The sequence below is a fragment of the Streptomyces viridosporus genome (genome assembly GCF_002078235.1).
Classification (GTDB): Bacteria; Actinomycetota; Actinomycetes; order Streptomycetales; family Streptomycetaceae; genus Streptomyces; species Streptomyces viridosporus.
In genome coordinates, this window is record NZ_MSGP01000120.1 from 1 (window position 1) to 20,808 (window position 20,808).

General features: G+C 71.7%; 20 protein-coding genes and 1 pseudogene. 11 read left to right on the forward strand and 10 right to left on the reverse strand.

Annotated elements, in window-relative coordinates:
• Together B7L92_RS09080 and B7L92_RS09085 are read right to left on the reverse strand one after the other, a co-directional pair.
• Window positions 1–397, reverse strand: a pseudogene (locus tag B7L92_RS09080) (ricin-type beta-trefoil lectin domain protein); the annotation flags it as partial.
• A 203-nt stretch (window positions 398–600) separates the two neighbouring features.
• Window positions 601–1,527 carry an RNA polymerase sigma factor SigF gene (locus B7L92_RS09085; RefSeq protein ID WP_078495402.1) on the reverse strand — a complete coding sequence of 309 codons (927 nt, stop codon included), beginning with the start codon at window positions 1,525–1,527 and terminating at the stop codon, window positions 601–603.
• Window positions 1,528–1,766: 239 nt separating this feature from the next.
• On the opposite strand from B7L92_RS09085, the gene B7L92_RS09090 reads away from it, so the two are divergent.
• Together B7L92_RS09090 and B7L92_RS09095 are read left to right on the forward strand one after the other, a co-directional pair.
• Window positions 1,767–2,144: an STAS domain-containing protein gene (locus B7L92_RS09090; RefSeq protein WP_081236929.1), complete on the forward strand. Its 378-nt coding sequence runs from the start codon at window positions 1,767–1,769 to the stop codon at window positions 2,142–2,144.
• A 241-nt stretch (window positions 2,145–2,385) separates the two neighbouring features.
• Complete coding sequence (locus tag B7L92_RS09095) at window positions 2,386–2,940, forward strand: ATP-binding protein (protein WP_081236930.1); 555 nt, start codon at window positions 2,386–2,388, stop codon at window positions 2,938–2,940.
• 365 nt (window positions 2,941–3,305) lie between these two features.
• Here B7L92_RS09095 and B7L92_RS09100 read toward each other — a convergent pair whose 3' ends face one another.
• On the reverse strand, window positions 3,306–4,802 hold the full coding sequence (locus B7L92_RS09100; protein ID WP_081236931.1) for an oligopeptide:H+ symporter: 1,497 nt from the start codon (window positions 4,800–4,802) through the stop codon (window positions 3,306–3,308).
• A 513-nt stretch (window positions 4,803–5,315) separates the two neighbouring features.
• On the opposite strand from B7L92_RS09100, the gene B7L92_RS09105 reads away from it, so the two are divergent.
• Together B7L92_RS09105 and B7L92_RS09110 are read left to right on the forward strand one after the other, a co-directional pair.
• Window positions 5,316–5,993: a response regulator transcription factor gene (locus B7L92_RS09105; protein WP_004987175.1), complete on the forward strand. Its 678-nt coding sequence runs from the start codon at window positions 5,316–5,318 to the stop codon at window positions 5,991–5,993.
• A gap of 34 nt (window positions 5,994–6,027) precedes the next feature.
• Window positions 6,028–7,302 carry a sensor histidine kinase gene (locus B7L92_RS09110; RefSeq protein WP_004987177.1) on the forward strand — a complete coding sequence of 425 codons (1,275 nt, stop codon included), beginning with the start codon at window positions 6,028–6,030 and terminating at the stop codon, window positions 7,300–7,302.
• A gap of 156 nt (window positions 7,303–7,458) precedes the next feature.
• Here the strand turns inward: B7L92_RS09110 and B7L92_RS09115 are convergent, their stop codons facing one another.
• Window positions 7,459–7,956, reverse strand: a complete 498-nt coding sequence (locus B7L92_RS09115) for a GtrA family protein (RefSeq protein ID WP_081236932.1) — start codon at window positions 7,954–7,956, stop codon at window positions 7,459–7,461.
• Window positions 7,957–8,108: 152 nt separating this feature from the next.
• Here B7L92_RS09115 and B7L92_RS09120 point away from each other — a divergent pair, with 152 nt between their 5' ends.
• From B7L92_RS09120 to B7L92_RS09130, 3 genes are all read left to right on the forward strand, one after another.
• Window positions 8,109–9,302, forward strand: a complete 1,194-nt coding sequence (locus tag B7L92_RS09120; protein WP_081236933.1) for a 5-(carboxyamino)imidazole ribonucleotide synthase — start codon at window positions 8,109–8,111, stop codon at window positions 9,300–9,302.
• A gap of 74 nt (window positions 9,303–9,376) precedes the next feature.
• Window positions 9,377–9,877, forward strand: a complete 501-nt coding sequence (gene purE, locus B7L92_RS09125; protein ID WP_081236934.1) for a 5-(carboxyamino)imidazole ribonucleotide mutase — start codon at window positions 9,377–9,379, stop codon at window positions 9,875–9,877.
• Between the two features lie 5 nt (window positions 9,878–9,882).
• Complete coding sequence (locus tag B7L92_RS09130; protein ID WP_255310833.1) at window positions 9,883–11,196, forward strand: dipeptidase; 1,314 nt, start codon at window positions 9,883–9,885, stop codon at window positions 11,194–11,196.
• Here B7L92_RS09130 and B7L92_RS09135 read toward each other — a convergent pair.
• Together B7L92_RS09135 and B7L92_RS09140 are read right to left on the reverse strand one after the other, a co-directional pair.
• Window positions 11,118–11,510 (reverse strand): VOC family protein, encoded by a 393-nt coding sequence (locus B7L92_RS09135; RefSeq protein ID WP_081236935.1) that lies wholly within the window; start codon window positions 11,508–11,510, stop codon window positions 11,118–11,120. The two genes, B7L92_RS09130 and B7L92_RS09135, sit on opposite strands and share 79 nt — an antisense overlap.
• A 93-nt stretch (window positions 11,511–11,603) precedes the next feature.
• Window positions 11,604–11,963 carry a VOC family protein gene (locus B7L92_RS09140; protein WP_081236936.1) on the reverse strand — a complete coding sequence of 120 codons (360 nt, stop codon included), beginning with the start codon at window positions 11,961–11,963 and terminating at the stop codon, window positions 11,604–11,606.
• Window positions 11,964–12,121: 158 nt separating this feature from the next.
• Here B7L92_RS09140 and B7L92_RS09145 point away from each other — a divergent pair, with 158 nt between their 5' ends.
• Window positions 12,122–12,628: a CGNR zinc finger domain-containing protein gene (locus tag B7L92_RS09145; RefSeq protein WP_081236937.1), complete on the forward strand. Its 507-nt coding sequence runs from the start codon at window positions 12,122–12,124 to the stop codon at window positions 12,626–12,628.
• A gap of 113 nt (window positions 12,629–12,741) precedes the next feature.
• On the opposite strand, the gene B7L92_RS09150 is transcribed toward B7L92_RS09145, so the two are convergent.
• On the reverse strand, window positions 12,742–14,085 hold the full coding sequence (locus B7L92_RS09150; protein ID WP_081236938.1) for a UDP-glucose dehydrogenase family protein: 1,344 nt from the start codon (window positions 14,083–14,085) through the stop codon (window positions 12,742–12,744).
• A 218-nt stretch (window positions 14,086–14,303) separates the two neighbouring features.
• Between B7L92_RS09150 and B7L92_RS09155 the strand changes: the two genes are divergently transcribed.
• Window positions 14,304–15,476 (forward strand): acyl-CoA dehydrogenase family protein, encoded by a 1,173-nt coding sequence (locus B7L92_RS09155; RefSeq protein WP_081236939.1) that lies wholly within the window; start codon window positions 14,304–14,306, stop codon window positions 15,474–15,476.
• 51 nt (window positions 15,477–15,527) lie between these two features.
• Here B7L92_RS09155 and B7L92_RS09160 read toward each other — a convergent pair whose 3' ends face one another.
• Entirely contained in the window at window positions 15,528–16,733 is a 1,206-nt protein-coding gene (locus tag B7L92_RS09160) for a phospholipase D-like domain-containing protein (protein WP_081236940.1), read from the reverse strand.
• A 240-nt stretch (window positions 16,734–16,973) separates the two neighbouring features.
• Between B7L92_RS09160 and B7L92_RS09165 the strand changes: the two genes are divergently transcribed.
• Window positions 16,974–17,339 (forward strand): four-helix bundle copper-binding protein, encoded by a 366-nt coding sequence (locus B7L92_RS09165; RefSeq protein WP_081236941.1) that lies wholly within the window; start codon window positions 16,974–16,976, stop codon window positions 17,337–17,339.
• Window positions 17,340–17,403: 64 nt separating this feature from the next.
• Here B7L92_RS09165 and B7L92_RS09170 read toward each other — a convergent pair whose 3' ends face one another.
• Entirely contained in the window at window positions 17,404–18,588 is a 1,185-nt protein-coding gene (locus tag B7L92_RS09170) for an LCP family protein (protein WP_081236944.1), read from the reverse strand.
• 211 nt (window positions 18,589–18,799) lie between these two features.
• Between B7L92_RS09170 and B7L92_RS09175 the strand changes: the two genes are divergently transcribed.
• Complete coding sequence (locus B7L92_RS09175) at window positions 18,800–19,357, forward strand: acyl-CoA thioesterase (protein ID WP_081236942.1); 558 nt, start codon at window positions 18,800–18,802, stop codon at window positions 19,355–19,357.
• Between the two features lie 46 nt (window positions 19,358–19,403).
• On the opposite strand, the gene B7L92_RS09180 is transcribed toward B7L92_RS09175, so the two are convergent.
• The coding region (locus tag B7L92_RS09180) for an LCP family protein (RefSeq protein ID WP_438363979.1) at window positions 19,404–20,808 on the reverse strand (1,405 nt) is incomplete at its 5' end.

Genomic DNA, 20,808 nt, shown 5'->3' on the forward strand with positions numbered 1-20,808 from the left:
CGCCGGGGCCGGCGGAGCTGAGGACGAGGTGCAGTGCGGGGTCGAGCCCGCCGGCCCGTCCGTCCGCGACCCAGGACGCGGCCACCCGGACGGTCAGCGTCAGCAGGTGGTGGCGCAGGGGGCCGCCGGGGTCGGTGCCGCGTGCGGTCTGGCGGGCGGCGAGCGTGAGGGCCTGCGCGGCGAGTTGGCGCGCCGCGGACTCGCTCGTGGCGCACCTGCGGGCGTAGGCGAGCACCGAGGGGCCGTGCCGGGCGCGGAGTTCCCGGAGCGCCGCGTACGCGGCCGGGGTGTCGGCGCGCAGCCTCTCCGTCAGCCGGAGGTCGGACATGCCGGCGTGCGCGTCCGAGGACCCGTCACCGACCGCTTCACCGTCGACGATTCCGTCGTCCCGAGCCATCCACCGCCTCCTAGCACCCGGGCCGTCGCACGGCGCCCGGTCCGGCTTCCTGACCTACCAGCCAGTTCGGCGTGCTCATAGTGGAGGAAGAAGGTGCCGGGGAAAAGGGGGTGACCGCGGGTAACGCGACGCGTCCCGTGCCCGGCCGGAGCCCGGTGTCCGCAAGGACGTCCGGAGCCGGCCGGACACGGGACGCGGTCCCGTCACTCCTCGACGGTCAGCCCCCGGCGCAGTTTCACCAGCGTCCGCGACAGCAGGCGCGAGACGTGCATCTGGGAGATGCCGAGTTCCTCGCCGATCTCCGACTGCGTCATGCCCGCGACGAAACGCAGGGAGAGGATCTTCCTGTCCCGCGGCGGCAGTTCGGCGATCAGCGGCTTCAACGACTCGATGTACTCGATGCCTTCGAGCCCGTGGTCCTCGTACCCGATCCGGTCGGCCAGCGCGCCCTCGGCGTCGTCCTCCTCCGGCTGGGCGTCCAGCGAGGAGGCGGTGTAGGCGTTCGACGCGGCCATGCCCTCGACGACCTCGTCGTTGGTGATGCCCAGGCGCTCGGCCAGTTCGGCCACCGTCGGCGCGCGGTCGAGTTGCTGGGCCAGCTCGTCACCGGCCTTGGCCAGGTCGAGCCGGAGCTCCTGCAGCCGGCGCGGAACGCGCACGGACCAGGAGGTGTCGCGGAAGAAGCGCTTGATCTCGCCGATGATGGTCGGCATCGCGAATGTGGGGAACTCCACACCGCGCGACATCTCGAAGCGGTCGATCGCCTTGATCAGGCCGATGGTGCCGACCTGGATGATGTCCTCCATCGGCTCGCTGCGCGAGCGGAAACGGGAGGCGGCGAACTTGACCAGGGCGAGGTTGAGTTCGACGAGCGTATTGCGTACGTACGAGTACTCGAGGGTGCCTTCCTCCAGCGCTTCCAGGCGCTCGAAGAGGGTCTTGGACAGGGCCCGTGCGTCGACCGGGCCCACCTCGTCGTACGGGGGGATGTCCGGAAGTCCGGCGAGTAGGTCGTCCGGGACGACGGTCATGTCGTCCTGCTCGATGGGATCCAGATGTTCCGGAGGGAGTGTCGACGTCGCTTTCGGGGTAGGCGAGGCGTCGAGCCGGGGTGACATGATGTCCTCCATCGTTCTCGGCATATGGCTGCCGAAGCCGATACGTGCACTGCGGTGTGCGGCGCCTCCAAAGCCGGCCGTGTCGGGTACGTGTTCTTACTAGGCCTACCCGCTTCCCCAAGCCCACCGCAAGTGCGTTCTGTTCACATATGTCCGTTTGCGCGCGATTGTTCGGGTGTCGGAGCGCGGCGGGAGGGCGTAATGTTCGAGGGCGTCAGCAAGCAGTCACGACGTCGGGAGAGAGAGACGGCATGGACCGCGGGACGGTCGGCAGCGCACAGTCGGGCCGGCTTCTGGTCGAGGTGCGAGAAGAGGGCCCCAGCGCCGTCGTGACCCCGGCGGGTGAGTTGGACCACCACACCGCCGACCTGTTGCGTGAGCCACTGGAGGAATGCCTCACCAAGGGATTCAAGCGGCTCGTCATCGACTGCTCCCGGTTGGAGTTCTGTGACTCCACGGGGCTGAACGTGCTGCTCGGCGCCCGGCTGAAGGCCGAGGCCGCCGGTGGTGGGGTGCACCTCGTGGGAATGCAGCCCGTGGTCGCGCGCGTGTTCGAGATCACGGGGGCGGACGCGGTGTTCACCGTCCACGACACGCTCGCGGAGGCCCTGGCCGACGATTCCGGGTGACCCGCGCCGACGGGCCGACGGGGCCTCCCGGTCGGCCCGTGGACGGCCGGTCCCCTCCCCTCGGGCCTTTTCGTTCGAACACGGGGGTGTCTCGCCGGTCCGCTCGGGCAGGAGACATCCTGAGCGCGCCGGTCGAGGTGGTCGCCAGGACGTCGAGAACCGAACGCGTTGCGCACGCGTGACTGACTGAGTACCGAATTTTTTGAATGGTGAACTGGTGAATCGGTGAGGTGAAGCGCTGATGAGCACCACCCGGCCCTACCCGCCGGGCGACCGTGGTCCGGAGCCCAGCGGCGCTTCCGGGGTGTCCGGGGGCGGCGCGCCGACGGCGAGCGCGCCCGACGAGGGCGTGACCGCGCCGTCCGGACCACCGGCGCCGACGGGAGGCGATCGGGTCCGCCGACTGAGCTTCGACGACCAGAGCGGCGTCGTCCCGCTCGCCCGCGACTTCACCCGCCAGGCGCTGTACGCGTGGGGCTGGCTGCCCGCGGCCACCGCCGACCAGCGGGCCGCCGCGGAGGACGTCCTGCTCGTCGTCTCCGAGCTGGTCACCAACGCCTGCCTGCACGCCGAGGGGCCGGACCAACTGGCCATCACCCGCAACAACAAGGTGATCCGGATAGAGGTCACCGACCGGGGCGCGGGCCAGCCCGCTCCGCGCACCCCGCACCGGGCGGGCCGGCCCGGCGGTCACGGCATGTTCATCGTGCAGCGGCTCTGCCTCGACTGGGGGGTCGTACGGGACCCGGGCGTCGCGGGCAAGACGGTCTGGGCGGACCTCGGGGCCCCCGCCTAGCCCCGCGCGCTCCCTCACGGCCTCGCGGGCTCCTCGTGGGCCTCTACGCGCCGGATCCTCCGGGTCCGGCGCGTCGTGCTTTCCTCCCGCCTCCGGGCGCCTCCGCCCGCCTCCGGGCCCTCCACCCGCCTCCGGGCGCGTCCTGACGCCCCGTACGGCGCTCCGTCCGGCGCCCCGCGGGGAAGCGCGCCGGGAGCGGCCCGGCCGGTCCTCGGCGGCGCGTGCCGGACGACGGCCCGGGGCGGCCTGCGGAGGCGGCCGACGGCCCTTCCGCGGGCGCCCGTGTCCGGGAACGCCCGAAGGGCCCGCGTCCGGCCGGACGCGGGCCCTTCGGCGACGATGCGGCACCGCCGCACCGGCAGGACTCAGCGGACGTCGCCCATGAGGCTCTTGACCTTGTTGCGGTACATCCACACCGCGATACCGGCGATCACGGCGAGGGAGGCCTCCAGCGCGACGATGCCCGTCTTGTTCAGGTCGACGCCGGCGATGGAGAGCAGACCGGTCGTGGCGTCACCGGCGGTGACGGCCAGGAACCAGACGCCCATCATCTGCGAGGCGTACTTCGCGGGCGCCATCTTCGTGGTGACCGACAGGCCGACCGGGGAGAGCAGCAGCTCACCGACGGTCTGGGTGAAGTAGATCGCCACCAGCCACATCGCCGCCGCCTTGTGACCGCCCTCGGCGATGGACAGCGGGGCCAGGAAGAGGAAGAAGGACGCGCCGACCAGCACCAGACCGGAGCCGAACTTCACGATGGTGCTCGGCTCCTTGCCGCGCCGGTTCAGCGCCAGCCAGAACCAGGCGAAGACCGGGGCCAGCGCCATGATCAGGACCGGGTTGACCGACTGGTACCAGGAGACCGGGAAGTCCCAGCCGAAGACGCTGTTGTCGGCCGACGAGTTGGCGAAGATCGACAGGGTCGAGCCGCCCTGGTCGTAGATCATCCAGAAGACGGCCGCGGCGACGAAGAACCAGATGTAGGCGGACATCTTCGACTGCTCGGCCTGGTCGAGGTCCCGGTCGCGCTTGATCCGGACCAGCACCAGCACCGGAATGATCACGCCGAGCAGGGTCAGCGGGACCAGGACCCAGTTCAGCGTGTAGTTGCCGGAGAAGCCGACGACGGCGTAGGCGACGACGGCGATGCCCGCCCACAGCGCGGCCTTGCGCAGGGTGGAGGACTTCTCCTCGGCCGACAGCGGCTTGGGCACCACGCTGGAGTGGGCGGCCAGGTGCCGGCTGCCCAGCAGGAACTGGATCACGCCCAGCCCCATCCCCACCGCGGCGAGCGCGAAGCCCAGGTGCCAGTTGACGCTCTCACCGATGGTGCCGATGATCAGCGGCGCGAAGAAGGCACCGAGGTTGATGCCCATGTAGAAAATGGTGAAGCCACCGTCGCGGCGCGGGTCGTCCGGGCCCTTGTAGAGCTGGCCGACCATCGTGGAGATGTTGGCCTTCAGCAGACCGGAGCCGATGGCGACCAGACCGAGACCCGCGTAGAAGGTGCCGGAGGACGGCAGGGCCAGCGTCAGGTGGCCGAGCATGATGACCGCACCGGCGACGGCGACGGTTTTGCGCGGTCCCCAGACCCGGTCGCCGAACCAGCCGCCCGGCATCGTGAGCAGGTACACCAGCGACAGGTACACCGAGTAGATCGCGGTCGCGGTGCCCGCGCTCAGGGCCAGGCCGCCCGGCGCGACGAGGTACAGCGGGAGCAGAGCCCTCATGCCGTAGTAGGAGAAACGCTCCCACATCTCGGTCATGAAGAGAGTGGCCAGTCCGCGGGGGTGGCCGAAGAAGGTCTTCTCGGAACCGGGGGTGCCCGGAGAGACCGAGTCCTTCGTCAGGCTGGACGCCATGGTCGTTCCTTGCTGGTCGGGACGCGTCGCGCGAGCGTGTACGCGCCCGGTGGGGGGCAGCCGGCACCGGCGGGCCGTGCCGTCCGCCCCACGCCCGAGGGATGCCGCCCCGGATCACGGAGCGATGGACGGTGACCACCGGGATCCACGCCTCCCGGCGCGTCGGTGCGCGGGGAGACCCGGCCACAGGTCATTCCTTCAGGGGCCGGCCGAAACCGGTCCCGCACACGCAAAAAGACCTTCAGCGTCAACTGCCGCCGAAGGTCCGCACGGTGCAACAGGCGTTGATTCACCATACGGCAGGACACTGTCGGATATGGAAGGGCTTGAGACGAGGATCACAGGTTTCAAAGGAACCGCAATCACCCATTCGAAGGTACTTTCCCGGGTCGCGCCTCAGAGAAGCAGGTCCGTACCAGGGCCTCGAAGGTGAGGGCCGGGTGTGCCGGAGGTAAGAATCGAGGCGCGCGATCACACCCCGGCGCACCGCGCGGCGGGACTACCATCACTGGCATGACCCGTGTACTGCTCGCCGAGGACGACGCGTCCATCTCGGAGCCGCTGGCCCGCGCCCTGCGTCGGGAGGGCTACGAAGTCGAGGTGCGTGAGGACGGCCCCGGTGCGCTCGAGGCCGGCATGCAGGGCGGCGTCGACCTGGTGGTGCTGGACCTCGGGCTGCCCGGCATGGACGGCCTGGAGGTCGCCCGACGGCTCCGTGCCGAGGGTCACACGGTTCCCCTGCTGATCCTGACCGCCCGCGCCGACGAGGTGGACACGGTCGTCGGCCTCGACGCGGGCGCCGACGACTACGTCACCAAGCCGTTCCGCCTCGCCGAGCTGCTCGCCCGGGTGCGGGCCCTGCTGCGGCGCGGCGCCGTCGAGCCGCAGCAGGCGCCGGCCACCCACGGGGTGCGCATCGACGTCGAGTCGCACCGGGCGTGGATGGGCGACGAGGAGCTCCAGCTCACCGCCAAGGAGTTCGACCTGCTGCGGGTCCTGGTCCGGGACGCGGGCCGGGTCGTCACCCGTGACCAGCTGATGCGCGAGGTCTGGGACACCACCTGGTGGTCGTCCACCAAGACCCTCGACATGCACATCTCCTGGCTGCGCAAGAAGCTCGGCGACGACGCCGCCAATCCCCGTTACATCGCGACCGTGCGGGGCGTGGGCTTCCGCTTCGAGAAGAGCTGAGCCCTGCCCGGGGCTCGCCAGTGGGTAAGAGGACATGCGCCGCCGCCTGATCCAGTCCACGCTCGCCGTGGTGCTCGTCGTGATCGCCGTCTTCGGCGTGTCCCTGGTGATCGTCGAGACCCGCACGATCAGTGACAGCGCCCGGGAGCGGGTGGAGTCCGAGGCCGTGCGGCTGGCCAGCATCGTCGACAGCCGGTTGGTCGTCGAGGAACAGGTCAGCGCCGAGGTCCTGAGCGACCAGGTCGAGGGGGACCGGTACGCCGTCATCCGCATCCCCGGCGAGCCGCCGATAGAGGTCGGCAGCAAGCCGGAGGGCGACGTCATCAGCGCCACGGCGCCGGGCAAGGAGGGCGAGACGGTCGTCGTCCAGGAGCCGCGCTCCTCGGTGACCCGGGAGGTCGGCCGCACGCTGCTGATCATCGGGCTGGTGGCGTTGCTGGCGGTGATCGCGGCGGTGCTGCTGGCGATCCGCCAGGCCAACCGGCTCGCCTCCCCGCTGACCGACCTCGCGGAGACCGCCGAACGCCTCGGCTCCGGCGATCCGCGCCCCCGGCGCCGGCGCTACGGCGTCCCCGAGCTGGACCGGGTCGCGGACGTGCTGGACGCCTCCGCCGAGCGCATCGCCCGCATGCTGACCGCCGAACGGCGCCTGGCCGCCGACGCCTCCCACCAGCTGCGCACCCCCCTCACCGCCCTGTCCATGCGCCTCGAGGAGATCACCCTCACCGACGACCCGGACACGGTGAAGGAGGAGGCGACCATCGCGCTGACGCAGGTGGAGCGGCTGACGGACGTGGTGGAGCGGCTGCTGACGAACGCCCGCGACCCGCGCACCGGCTCCGCGGTCACCTTCGACCTCGACGACGTCATCCAGCAGCAGCTCGCCGAGTGGCGCCCCGCCTACCGCAGCGCGGGCCGCGCGATCGTCAGCTCGGGCAAGCGGAACCTGCAGGCGGTGGGGACGCCGGGCGCCGTCGCCCAGGTGCTGGCGGCGCTGATCGAGAACTCCCTCATGCACGGGGGCGGCACGGTCGCCCTGCGCACCAGGGTCACCGGCAACCAGGTCGTCGTCGAGGTCACCGACGAGGGCCCCGGTGTCCCCGCCGAGCTGGGCTCGCGGATCTTCGAACGGGCGATCAGCGGCCACAACTCCACCGGCATCGGTCTCGCGGTCGCCCGGGACCTGGCGGAAGCGGACGGCGGCCGCCTGGAGATGCTGCAGGCGAAGCCGGCGGTCTTCGGCCTGTTCCTCTCCCGCACGCCCCCGGAGAAGTCCCGGGACGACGGGGGCCGGCAGACGATCCGCTAGCCGGTCCGCCCGGCGGGCCCGCGGTCATGGGACCGGTGTGTCCCGGGGGGGCGGGCAGGATCGGCGTGTCCCGGGGAGGCGACACCGGTGCGTGCCGGGGCGGGGCGGGGACCGCCGGCGACGGGCGGCCGCGGCGGCACGCCCGGACCGGGACGGCTACGGCACCTGTTGCCTGGGGCGGGGCTCGGGCCGGCCGCCCCGCGCGACCGTCTCCTCGGCCGGCTCCCGGACCGGCAGCGCGCGGAACACCCAGCTGCGGTAGGACCAGAAGCGGAACAGGGTGGCGATGCCGATGCCGAGGAACTTGAAGACGTTGCTCTGCAGCGGGCTGTCCCAGCCGAAGCCGTACGTCGCCGTGTACAGCACACCGTTCTCGATCACCAGGCCGACCGCGCTGAACAGCAGGAACAGGGACATCTCCCGGGTCCGCCGGGTCTTGTCGCGGTCGCGGTAGGCGAAGTAGCGGAAGCCGATGTAGTTGAAGACGATGGCGACGACCGTCGCGATGACGCTCGCCCGCACCACCTGGAGGTCGGTGACGTGCCGGACCAGGTTGAACACGCCCAGGTTGACCAGTACCCCGGCCCCGCCCACCGCGCCGAACTTGGCCACTTCCCGGCAGAGCCGCCGGAGCCCCGAGGAACCGCGTTCCATCGCCTGAAGGCTCCCGTCCGTCGGTTGCGTCAACCCAGCCATGCTAACCACCCTTCCGCGCGATCTTCCTGCGGACGCAGCAGGGGACCGTGGGGTGTTCCGCGCGACGGAGGGGAAACCGGCCACCGTGGCGAGGCCGATACCCTGGGGGCGTGACGTTCCCGGTAGTCGGCATGGTCGGCGGGGGTCAGCTCGCTCGTATGACACACGAGGCGGGCATCCCGCTCGGCATCAGGTTCAAGCTCCTCAGTGACACTCCGCAGGATTCCGCGGCGCAGGTCGTCGGCGACGTCGTCGTCGGCGACTACCGCGACCTGGACACGCTGCGCGCGTTCGCGCGCGGCTGCGACGTGATCACCTTCGACCACGAGCACGTGCCCACCGAGCACCTCAGGGCCCTGGAGGCCGACGGCATCCCCGTCCGGCCCGGCCCCGACGCGCTGGTGCACGCCCAGGACAAGGGCGTGATGCGCGCGAGACTCGACGCGATCGGCGTGCCCTGCCCGCGGCACCGCATCGTCGCCGACCCCGCGGACGTGGCCGCGTTCGCCGCCGAACTCGAAAGGGGCGGGCACGAAGTGCCCTCCGGCAAGGGCGGCGGTGGGCGACGGGCGGGCGGCTTCCCGGTGGTCCTCAAGACCGTCCGCGGCGGCTACGACGGCAAGGGCGTGTGGGTCGTCGACTCCGTCGAGGAGGCCGCCGAGCCCTTCAAGGCCGGGGTGCCGGTGCTCGCCGAGGAGAAGGTCGACTTCGTGCGCGAGCTGGCCGCCAACGTGGTCCGCTCCCCGCACGGCCAGGCCGTCGCCTACCCGGTCGTGGAGTCCCGGCAGGTGAACGGCGTCTGCGACACGGTGATCGCCCCCGCTCCCGGCCTCGAGGAGGACCTCGCCCTGCGGGCCGAGGAGATGGCGCTGAACATCGCCAAGGAGCTCGGCGTCGTCGGCCACCTCGCCGTGGAGCTGTTCCAGACCCGCGACGGCCGCATCCTCGTCAACGAACTCGCGATGCGCCCGCACAACTCCGGCCACTGGTCCATGGACGGCGCGATCACCTCGCAGTTCGCCAACCACGTCCGCGCCGTCCTCGACCTCCCGCTCGGCGACCCGCGCCCGCGCGCGCCCTGGACGGTCATGGTCAACGTCCTCGGCGGCGACTACCCGGACATGTACTCGGCGTACCTGCACTGCATGGCCCGCGACCCCCAGCTAAAGATCCACATGTACGGCAAGGACGTGAAGCCCGGCCGCAAGGTCGGCCACGTCAACACCTACGGCGACGACCTGGACGACGTGCTGGAGCGCGCCCGTCACGCAGCCGGCTACCTGAGAGGCACGATCACCGAATGAGCGCCCACCCGTCGCCCGGCCACCACCCCTCAACGAGCGCTGACGCGCGCCCCGTCCCATCGGTCGGCATCGTCATGGGATCGGACTCCGACTGGCCGGTCATGGAGGCTGCCGCCAAGGCCCTCGACGAGTTCGAGATCGGCCACGAGGTCGACGTCGTCTCCGCGCACCGCATGCCCCGCGAGATGATCGCGTACGGCGAGCAGGCCGCCGACCGGGGACTCAAGGTGATCATCGCGGGCGCGGGCGGTGCCGCCCACCTGCCCGGCATGCTGGCCTCGGTCACCCCGCTGCCGGTCATCGGCGTGCCCGTGCCGCTGAAGCACCTCGACGGCATGGACAGCCTGCTGTCCATCGTGCAGATGCCGGCCGGTGTCCCGGTCGCCACCGTCTCCGTGGCCGGCGCGCGCAACGCGGGCCTGCTCGCGGTCCGCATGCTCGCCGCCCACGACGAGGAACTCCTCGGCCGGATGCGGGAGTTCCAGCAGGACCTGAACGACCGGGCCACCGAGAAGGGCAAGCGGCTGCGCGCCAAGGCCGAGGGGGCCGCGAACGGCTTCGGCTTCGGGAAGTGAGCCCCATGACGTCCCTCGACGACGCCCGCGCGCTGCTGGCCGAGTTCCCCGTGGTCGACGGCCACAACGACCTGCCCTGGGCGCTGCGCGAACAGGTCCGCTACGACCTCGACGCCCGCGACATCGCCGGCGACCAGTCCGCCCACCTGCACACCGACCTCCCCCGGCTGCGCGCGGGCGGCGTCGGCGCGCAGTTCTGGTCGGTGTACGTCCGCGCGGACCTGCCCGACCCGGTGCCCGCCACGCTGGAGCAGATCGACTGCGTGCGGCAGCTGGTGGACCGTCACCCCGGGGACCTCGCGCTCGCGCTGACCGCCGCGGACATGGAGGCCGCGCGCGGACGGGGCCGGATCGCCTCCCTCATGGGCGCGGAGGGCGGCCACTCCATCGCGAACTCCCTCGGCACCCTGCGCGGGCTGTACGCCCTCGGGGTCCGCTACCTGACCCTCACCCACAACTTCAACGTGGCGTGGGCGGACTCGGCGACCGACGAGCCCGGCGTGGGCGGCCTGTCGGCCTTCGGCCGCGAGGTGGTGCGGGAGATGAACCGGCTCGGCATGCTGGTCGACCTCTCCCACGTCGCCGCCACGACCATGCGGGACGCGCTGGACACCAGCTCCGCGCCGGTGGTCTTCTCCCACTCCTCCGCCCGCGCGGTCTGCGACCACCCCCGCAACATCCCGGACGACGTGCTGGAGCGGCTGCCCGCCAACGGCGGCATCGCGATGGTGACGTTCGTGCCGAAGTTCGTGCTCCAGGCGGCGGTCGACTGGACGGCCGCGGCCGACGAGAACCTGCGCGCCCACGGCTTCCACCACCTCGACACCACCGCCGAGGCGATGAAGGTGCACCGCGCCTTCGAGGAGGCCCACCCGCGCCCGGTCGCGACCGTGGCCACGGTGGCGGACCACCTGGACCACATGCGCGAGGTCGCGGGCGTCGACCACCTCGGCATCGGCGGCGACTACGACGGCACGGCCTTCACCCCGGACGGCCTCGACGACGTCTCCGGCTACCCGAACCTGATCGCGGAGCTGCTGGACCGCGGCTGGTCGAGGTCCGACCTGGCCAAGCTGACCTGGCAGAACGCGGTACGGGTCCTGGGCGCCGCCGAGGACGTGGCCCGCGACCTGCGGGCCACCCGGGCCCCCTCCCACGCCACGATCGAATCGCTCGACGGCGCCGTACCCCCGGACGGCCACGCGCGCGGACCCGGACGGCCGAGGCCGGGGGAGGACGATCAGGGCTGCTCGATCCGGCACAGGCAGAACGGATGCCCCGCCGGGTCGGCGTACACCCGGAAGTCCTTCGTCTCGTAGTCCTCCCGGTCCAGCACCCGCGCGCCCAGCGCCAGCACCTTCTGCTCGGCCTCGTCGACCTCCTCCCAGGTGCCCCCGGCGTCGAAGTCGAGGTGGAACTGCTGGGAGCCGTGGTCGGCCCGCGGCCAGTCCGGCGGGGTGTGCCCCTCGGCCCGCTGGAAGGCCAGCCGCGGTCCCGCGGGGATCTCGAGCACCACCCAGTCCGCGTCCTCCTCCCGGGGGACGCCGCCCCCGACGGCCGCGTAGAAACGGGCCAGTTCACGTGGCTCGGGGCAGTCGACGACGACGGAACGCAGACGTGCCACGGCGGCCATGGGTCCTCCTGGTGTCGGTGTGCCGGACAAGCCGGGTGTGCTGGGTGTGCTGGGCGTCTTCGGTGGGCCGGGGGTGTCCGGTGCGCTCGGGTGTCAGCAGGCGCACAGGCAGAACGGGTGCCCGGCCGGGTCCGCGTAAACCCGGAAGGTCCGCGAGCGGTCCTCGGCGTCCAGCGGCTTCGCGCCGAGCGCCAGCACCTCCTTCTCCGCGGCGTCCAGGTCCTCGACGGTCAGGTCCAGGTGGAACTGCTGCGAGTGGTCGGGCGACGGCCACCGCGGCGGTACGTACCCCGGGGCCGCCTGGAAGGCCAGCACCGGACCGCCGGGCACCTTCAGCTCCAGCCAGTCCTCCTCCACCTCCACCGTGCCGCCCACCAGCCCGGCGTAGAAGCCGGCCAGCGCGTGCGGATCGGGACAGTCCAGGACGACCGCGCCCACCTTGGCGAGGGACATGGCTTCCTCCTCGTTGTCGTCGCCCCCTCCTTGTTACCTGTGGAGGCGAGTAATAGGTAACGGTTACTGCATGCTGCCGCATAGGGGGTAACGTCGCAAGGGGGCAAAGGGATAAAGGGACAAGGGGACGAGGGGATGGCGAGAGGTACGGTCCGGACATGAGCGAGAGAGCGTCCCCGCCCGGAGGGCTGGCCCTGGTCCAGGCCCTGGTCAACACGCTGGACATCGAGACGGGCCGCGACGCGCTGGACACGCCGGAGGGCCGCGCCCCCTTCGGGCTCACCGAGGACGGCGCCGAGCCCGCCCGCGCACTGCGCGAGTCACTGCGCGCGACCCTGCTCGCCCACGCCGGCCACCCCCCGCACCGCGCGGTCACCCCGCTCGGCGAACTGCTCGCGCGGGCCCCGCTGGTGGTCACCGTCGACCCGGCGGACGGCTCCGCCGCCCTCGCGCCCGTCGACGACGGGCCCCTGCTCTCCCGGATCGCCGCGGCCGTGGCGGAAGCGGTCACCGCGGGCACCTGGGCCCGGCTGAAGGCCTGCGAGGCCGCCGACTGCCACTGGGCGTACTACGACCGCAGCCCCGCCGGGCGCGGCCGCTGGTGCTCGATGCAGGTGTGCGGGGCACGGGCGAAGATGCGCCGGTACCGGGCCAAGGGGGCGTGACGAGGCGTACCGCACACCGGTTTCACCGGCCAACGGCACGCCCGGTGGGGCAGAATGCAACGGACGCCGGTTCGGCCGACTGAGCCTCGGCCGAACCGGCGTCCTCCGCCGTCTCAGGCGGTGGGGCGCCCCATCGCGCGGTAGCGCCACCCGGCCCGCCGCCACGCCTCCGGGTCGAGCGCGTTGCGCCCGTCGAGGATCAGCCGCTGCGCCGCCGCCTCGCCCAGTGCCTCCGGGTCCAGCTCGCGGAACTCCTGCCACTCCGTCAGGTGCAGCACGAGGTCCGCGCCCCGCACCGCCTCGAGCGCCGATCCGGCGTACCCCAGCGTCGGGAAGACCCGGCGGGCGTTGTCCATGCCCTTCGGGTCGTACACCGTGACCTGGCCGCCCTGGAGGTGTATCTGCCCGGCCACGTTCAGCGCCGGCGAGTCCCGCACGTCGTCCGAGTCCGGCTTGAAGGTCGCGCCGAGCACCGCCACCCGCCGGCCCAGGAACGGCCCGCCGCCCAGCTCCTGCCGGGCCAGCTCCACCAGGCGGCCGCGCTGGCGCATGTTGATCGAGTCGATCTCCCGCAGGAACGTCAGCGCCTGGTCCGCGCCCAGCTCGCCCGCGCGCGCCATGAACGCCCGGATGTCCTTCGGCAGGCACCCGCCGCCGAAGCCGATCCCGGCCCGCAGGAACTTCCGGCCGATCCGGTCGTCGTACCCGATGGCCTCCGCCAGCTTGGCGACGTCACCGCCCGCGGCCTCGCACACCTCGGCCATCGCGTTGATGAACGAGATCTTGGTGGCCAGGAAGGAGTTCGCGGAGGTCTTCACCAGCTCCGCGGTCGGGAAGTCGGTCACCACGAACGGGGAGCCCTCCGCGATCGGCGTGGCGTACACCTCCCGCAGCAGCTTCTCCGCCCGCTCGCTGCGGACCCCCACCACGATCCGGTCCGGGTGCAGCGTGTCCTGCACGGCGAAGCCCTCGCGCAGGAACTCCGGGTTCCAGGCCAGCTCCGCGTCCTCGCCGGCCGGCGCGTGCTCGGCCAGGTAGGCGGCCAGCCGGTCGGCCGAGCCGACGGGCACCGTCGACTTGCCGACGACCAGCGCCGGGCCCTTCAGGTGCGGCGCGAGCGAGGCGAACGCGGCGTCGACGTACGACATGTCGCAGGCGTACTCGCCGTGCCGCTGCGGGGTGTTCACGCACACGAAGTGCACGTCGCCGAACTCCCCGGCCTCCGCCCAGTCCATCGTGAACCGCAGCCGCCCGCTGGACCCCTCGATCCCGGCGACGTGCCGGCGCAGCAGCTCGTCGAGGCCCGGCTCGTACATCGGGACCTCGCCGCGCCGGAGCGTGTCGATCTTCTCCGGCACGACGTCGAGCCCCAGCACCTCGAATCCGAGCTCGGCCATGGCCGCGGCGTGCGTCGCGCCGAGATAACCGGTGCCGATCACGGTGATCTTGAGGGCCATGGGTGCTCCAGGGGTATACGGCAGGTAGTGCGGGCCCGAGCATAACCGGGGGCCCGGAGCGCTCCGCACGGGGCGATCCGGGCCGTTGTCACCAAACTCACGTACACCCGCACCCGTGAGCCCCCTAAAATTCGAGTTACTTAACGGTAATTAGCATCAGTCCGAGCGTCGTGACCGTTCCCTTCGTTCGCCCCCGTTCGTCTTTGGAGTGAGAGACCTTGGCCGGATCGGCTGACTTCGACCTGTACCGCCCGTCCGAGGAGCACGACATGCTCCGCGACGCCGTCCGCTCGCTGGCGGAGGCGAAGATCGCGCCGTACGCCGCCGCGGTGGACGAAGAGGCCCGCTTCCCGCAGGAGGCGCTCGACGCGCTCGTCGCGAACGACCTGCACGCCGTCCACGTCCCCGAGGAGTACGGCGGCGCCGGCGCCGACGCCCTCGCGACGGTCATCGTCATCGAGGAGGTGGCCCGCGCCTGCGCGTCCTCCTCCCTCATCCCCGCCGTGAACAAGCTCGGCTCGCTGCCGGTCCTCCTCTCCGGCTCCGAGGAGCTGAAGAAGAAGTACATGGCCCCGCTCGCCAAGGGCGACGCGATGTTCTCGTACTGCCTCTCCGAGCCGGACGCCGGCTCCGACGCGGCCGGCATGAAGACCAAGGCGGTCCGCGACGGCGACGCCTACGTCCTCAACGGCGTGAAGCGCTGGATCACCAACGCCGGCGTCAGCGAGTACTACACGGTCATGGCGGTCACCGACCCCACCAAGCGCTCCAAGGGCATCTCCGCCTTCGTCGTCGAGAAGTCCGACGAGGGCGTCTCCTTCGGCGCCCCGGAGAAGAAGCTCGGCATCAAGGGCTCGCCCACGCGCGAGGTGTACCTGGACAACGTCCGCATCCCCGCCGACCGCATGATCGGCGAGGAGGGCACCGGCTTCGCCACGGCGATGAAGACCCTGGACCACACCCGCATCACCATCGCCGCCCAGGCCCTCGGCATCGCCCAGGGCGCCCTCGACTACGCCAAGGGCTACGTCCGGGAGCGCAAGCAGTTCGGCAAGCCGATCGCCGACTTCCAGGGCGTCCAGTTCATGCTCGCCGACATGGCCATGAAGATCGAGGCCGCCCGCCAGCTCACCTACGCGGCCGCCGCCAAGTCCGAGCGCGTCGCCGCCGGAGGTGGAGAGGGCGACCTCACCTTCCAGGGCGCCGCCGCCAAGTGCTTCGCCTCCGACGTCGCCATGGAGGTCACCACGGACGCCGTCCAGCTCCTCGGCGGCTACGGCTACACCCGCGACTACCCGGTCGAGCGGATGATGCGGGACGCGAAGATCACGCAGATCTACGAGGGCACGAACCAGGTGCAGCGCATCGTCATGGCCCGCAACCTGCCGTAACGGGCGGCGGACCGACGACCGAGGGGTGCCCGGCCGCCGGGCACCCTTTCCTCACAGGAAGCGGCGGATCGGGGTGACCGCGGCCTCGACGAGGCGCTGGGGCAGGGGGCGCCGCTTCCAGCGGGCGGGGTCGACGGGCTCGCTCAGCTTCCGGTCGGCGTCGAAGTCGGTGTCGAGCGCGGCGGTGAAGTCCTCGTCGAGGACGGCCAGCATGACCTCCTCGTCGTGCTCCATGGAGCGGCGGTTGAAGTTGGTGGAGCCGATGAGGGAGCAGACCCCGTCCACGGTGATGATCTTCGTGTGGAGCATGGTCGGCTGGTACTCCCGCACGTCCACGCCCGCGTCGACGAGGGTCTGGTAGTGCTGCCGCCCGGCCAGCAGGCAGGCCCGCTGGTCCGTGTGCGGTCCGGGCAGCAGGATCTCGACGCGGACCCCGCGGCGGGCGGCGGCGGCCAGCAGACCGACGAAGTAGGGGTCGGGGGCGAAGTAGGCCGTGGACAGCCGGAAGCGCTCCCGCGCCGAGGTGATCACGACGCGCAGCAGGGTCTGCATGTCCTGCCAGCCGAAGCTCGCCGAGCCCCGCACGACCTGGACCGTGGCCCGCCCCGGCTGCTCCTGCGCGGTGAAGCGGTCGTGCTCGTCGTACAGGTCGTCGTGGCACTCGGCCCAGTTCTGGGCGAAGGCCGCGGCGATGCCGTCCACGGCGGGTCCGCGGACCCGTACGTGGGTGTCCCGCCACTCGTCCGGGTTGCGGGCGTCGCCGCACCATTCCTGGGCGATGCCGACGCCTCCGGTGAAGGCGGTGTGCTCGTCGGTGACCAGGACCTTGCGGTGGCAGCGGTGGTTCTGCCGCATCGGCGACAGGTGCGCGGGCTTGCGGAACCAGGCCACCTGGACGCCGGCCTCGTCCATGGCGTCCAGCAGGTCCGGCTCGATCTCCTTGGCCCCGAAGCCGTCCAGCAGCAGGCGTACCCGCACTCCCGCGCGGGCCCGGTCGGCCAGGGCGTCGGCGAACTCCCGCGCGATGTCGCCCCGCCAGTACACGAACGTCATCATGTCGACGGTGTGCCGCGCGGCCCGGACGGCCGCCAGCATGGCGGGGAAGATCTCGTCGCCGTTGCGCAGCGGCAGGAGCTCGTTGCCCTCGGTCGCGGCGATGCCGAGCAGCCGCTCCAGCCGTCTGCGCAGCCGCTGTTTCTCCGTCTCCGGCCCGTTCGGCCGCGGTGTCCGTCGTGCGTCCTCCGTCTGCGGTGCCATCTGCGTCCCCTCCCAGGCTGCCGTGCGGTGCTCGCGCGGCTCCCGCCCGCGCGGCACCGGGCGCCTCGGGCGCCCGCACACCTTTTTGCCGCCGTCGGTGCTTTCAAGCAGGCGCCGGATGCGTCGTGTCCCACACCGGACGAGTGGGGGCGGGGCCTCCTGTGGTGGTCATGGAGGGACAGGCGTAGGACGGAGGAGCGGGGGTCGAACCCGCGGCCCTCGCGGCCCCCGGGAGGAACCATGACCCAGCAGTCTGCCGCCGCGACTCCGATGAGCAAGGAGATGCAGGACTGCATCCAGGCCTGCATGTCCTGCCACGGTGTGTGCGAGGAGACCATGAGCTCGTGTCTGCAGAGGGGCGGCCAGGCCCAGATGCAGATCATGCGGGCGCTCATGGACTGCTCGGAGATGACCCGCATGTGCGCCGACATGATGATGCGCCGTTCGCCGCTGGCGGGCGAGATGTGCGCGATGTGCGCGCGGGCCTGCGACCTGTGCGCCGAGGCGTGCATGTCCATGCCGGACGACGACCAGATGATGCGCTGCGCCGAGTCCTGTCGCCGTTGCGCCGAGTCCTGCCGTGCCATGGCGGGCGCCACGATGTGACGGAGGCGACGAACGCCGCACACGGCCGGGGGCACCCCGCGGGGCGTCCCCGGCCGTGTGCGGGTCAGTTGCCGGAGACGGTGACCTTCTCGTCGTTCTTCAACTGGTCGACCAGCTTCTTCACCTTCGGCATGTCCCACTGCAGATTGCCGTTGCCGGTGCTGCCCGAGATCGGCATGTTCATCGACGTGCCCTCGCCGCCGCTGACGCCCTTCATCGCCCAGAACATCCCGGCCAGGTCGAACAGCCCCATGTCCTCGTCGACGACCAGGGCGTCCAGGCCCGCGCCCAGGGTGGGGTAGAGCTTGAAGGGGTTCAGGACCGTGCTCGGGGTGGCCACCTGGTTGGCGAGGGCGGAGAGGAACTTCTGCTGGTTCTTCGTGCGGTCCAGGTCGGAGCCGGCCAGCGCGTACCGGGTGCGGACGAAGGCGAGGGCCTCCTCGCCGTTCAGCGTCTGCCGGCCCTTCTTGAGGTCGGCGCCGGACTTGGTGTCCTTGATGTCCTGCGGGATGTCCATCTCCACGCCGCCGACCGCGTCCACGATGCTCGCGAAGCCGGCGAAGCCGATCTCGACGTAGTGGTCGATGTGCAGACCGGTGTTGAACTCCACCGTGCGCACCAGCAGCGTCGGGCCGTCGACGGAGTACGCGGCGTTCAGCTTGTTGGCGCCCATGGCGGGCAGGGTCTTGCCGGACTCGGAGCCCTTGAACTCCGGGATCGTGACGTTGGAGTCACGGGGGAGGGATATCAGCGTCGGGCCGTTGTCGCCGGTGTGCAGGATCATCATCGAGTCCGTGCGCTTGCCCTCGGCGGACCCGGTGCGCAGCCGCTTCTTGTCCTCGTCCGACATCCCGGCCCGGCTGTCGGAGCCGACGATGAGGTAGTTGGTGCCCTCGCCCTTCTCCGGCCGGTCGATGACCGTCGAGAGGTCGACGTCGCGGTTGAGCTTGGAGTCGGCCCAGAAGTAGGTGCCGACGGTGGTCACGACCAGCACCGTCGCCGTGGTGATCGCCGTCACCTTGATGCGGCGGCGCCAGTCCGGCGCGGGGCGCGGGGGGTGACCGGCGCCCCCGCCCGGCCGGCCGCCCCCGCCGCCGGGGGCGCCGTAGACCTGGCCGGTGTTGTACCCGCTGTCGTAGCCCTCGGGGCCGCCGTGGCCGCGGCCGTCCACGTACGACGGCTGGTGCGGGACCCCGCCGTACGCGCCCTGCCCGGCCGGGGCCGCCGGACCGCGGCGGACCTGCCGCATGACGCGGGCGCTCTCGGGCTGTGCGCTCGCGCTTCCGCGTCCGTAGCGGTTGCCGCGGTCGTCGTCGGGCCGTGCCTGGGGCCAATCGCTCATGGGCAACAGTGTGCAGGTCCGGGCCCCGCGCCAGATATGGGTCGTCGGAAATAGGGGCGCCGCTGTTGCGAAGCTGACACAAAATTACCGGTCGCCGGCTCGGCATAGGGTAGAGGTCATGACAGATCAGGCCCCGGCCGCACAGAAGGACGGTCCGGACATCCCGGGCAAGTCCATCGTGGCCTCCCGTACGACCCTCAGCCACATCATGACCCACAACGACACCAACCTCCTGGGCACGGTGCACGGCGGGGTGATCATGAAGCTCGTCGACGACGCGGCGGGCGCCGTCGCCGGACGGCACTCCGGAGGACCCGCCGTCACCGCGTCCATGGACGAGATGGCCTTCTTCGAGCCGGTCCGCGTCGGTGATCTGGTCCATGTGAAGGCCCAGGTCAACTGGACCGGCCGGACCTCCATGGAGGTGGGCGTGCGGGTGCTGGCCGAGCGCTGGAACGAGTCCACCCCGCCCACCCACGTCGGCTCGGCGTACCTCGTCTTCACGGCCGTCGACGCGGACGGCAGGCCGCGCCGGGTGCCGCCGGTGGTGGCGGAGACCGAGCAGGACCGGCGCCGCTACCAGGAGGCCCAGATCCGCCGCACCCACCGCCTGGCCCGACGCCGGGCGATCATGGAACTGCGGGAGAAGCGGGCGGCCGAGGGGTACGAGGACTGAGCGGCCCCCGGGGCCCCGCAGGACGTGAGGGCGCGGGGCGGTGGCGTCAGGAGCAGCGCACCTCGTCGCCCCGCACCACCCCGAACTCGCCCCGGCCCGGGTCCTCCGCCCGGACCTTGCGGACCTTCTCGAAGTCGGCCCCCGCGATCACCTTCAGCGTGGCGCCCTGCCCCTTCACCGCCCGCAGCTCGCTGCCCGGCAGGGCCGCCGCCAGGGACTTCGCGGAACGGTCCCAGCGGGGGTCGTAGGCGACGACCGTCCGCCGCACGTCCTGCTCCGCCGCGTTGACCGGGGCGCGGGTGGTGGCGAAACCGGTCGAGGCCAGGGCCGCGTCCACCCGCCGGCCCAGGCCCGTGGTCCGGGTGCCGTTCTCGACCTGGACGCGGATCTGCCGGGGGTCCACCGGCACCAGGAGAGCCTCGTCGCGCGAGCGGTGCGCGGAGAGCGGCCGGTCCCGGCGGAGCGCCTCGAAGATGAGCTCGGCCTTCTCGGCGTCCCACTTCAGCGTGGAGCCGACGCCCTTCACGGCGTACCCCCTCCTCTCGACCGGCACCGTGGTGAACTCGGAGGAGGAGGGCGAGAAGTCGCGCATCGCCCGCCCGAGGTCCAGCAGTTCGCCGGTGCCGAAGCCCTTGTCCGCGCGGACCGAGCCGAGCACCGCCCGCGTCACGTCCCGGAACTTCATCGGGTTCAGCAGGATCCCGGAGGAGGTGGCCCGGTCCACCAGCGCGGCCATGAAGTGCTGCTGGCGCTTCATCCGGCCGAGGTCGGCGGCGCCGTCGACGTGCCGGGCCCGGACGTACTGCAGGGCCTGTCCGCCCTCCAGGGTGTGCCGGCCGGCCGGCAGGTCGAGGCCGGTGTGACGGTCCTTCAGCGGTTCGTCGGTGCAGATCTCGACGCCGCCGACCACGTCCACGGTCTTCATGAAACTGGTGAAGTCGACCTCCAGGTAGTGGTCGATCTTCACCCGGGTCATTTTCTCCACCGTCCGCACGGTGAGCTGCGGTCCGCCCTCCGCGTAGGCCGCGTTGAGCTTGACGGGGTGCCCTTCGTGCTCCTCGCCGCTCACGCGGTCGCGGTGCGGGGGCGTCTCGGCGTACGAGTCGCGGGGCAGGCTGACCACGCTGGCCCGCTCCCGGTCCTCCGAGATGTGCACGATCATGAGCGTGTCGGTGCAGTTGCAGGGCGCCCCGCCGAGCCGGTACTTCTTCCGCTCCTCCTTGCCGATCCCGTCGCGGCCGTCGGTGCCGACGAGCAGGATGTTCATGCCGTGACCGGCTTCCGGGCGGTTCTTCATGTCGCGGAACGGGTCGACCCGGTCGATGTCGGCGTCGAGGCCGCTGAGCACCGCGTGCCCGATCCCGGCGGAGGCGAGCACCACGACCGACAGCGTGGTCACGGCCCGCACGGCCCACCGCGGCTTGCGGCGCGCGGGCCGTGACCACGCTGTC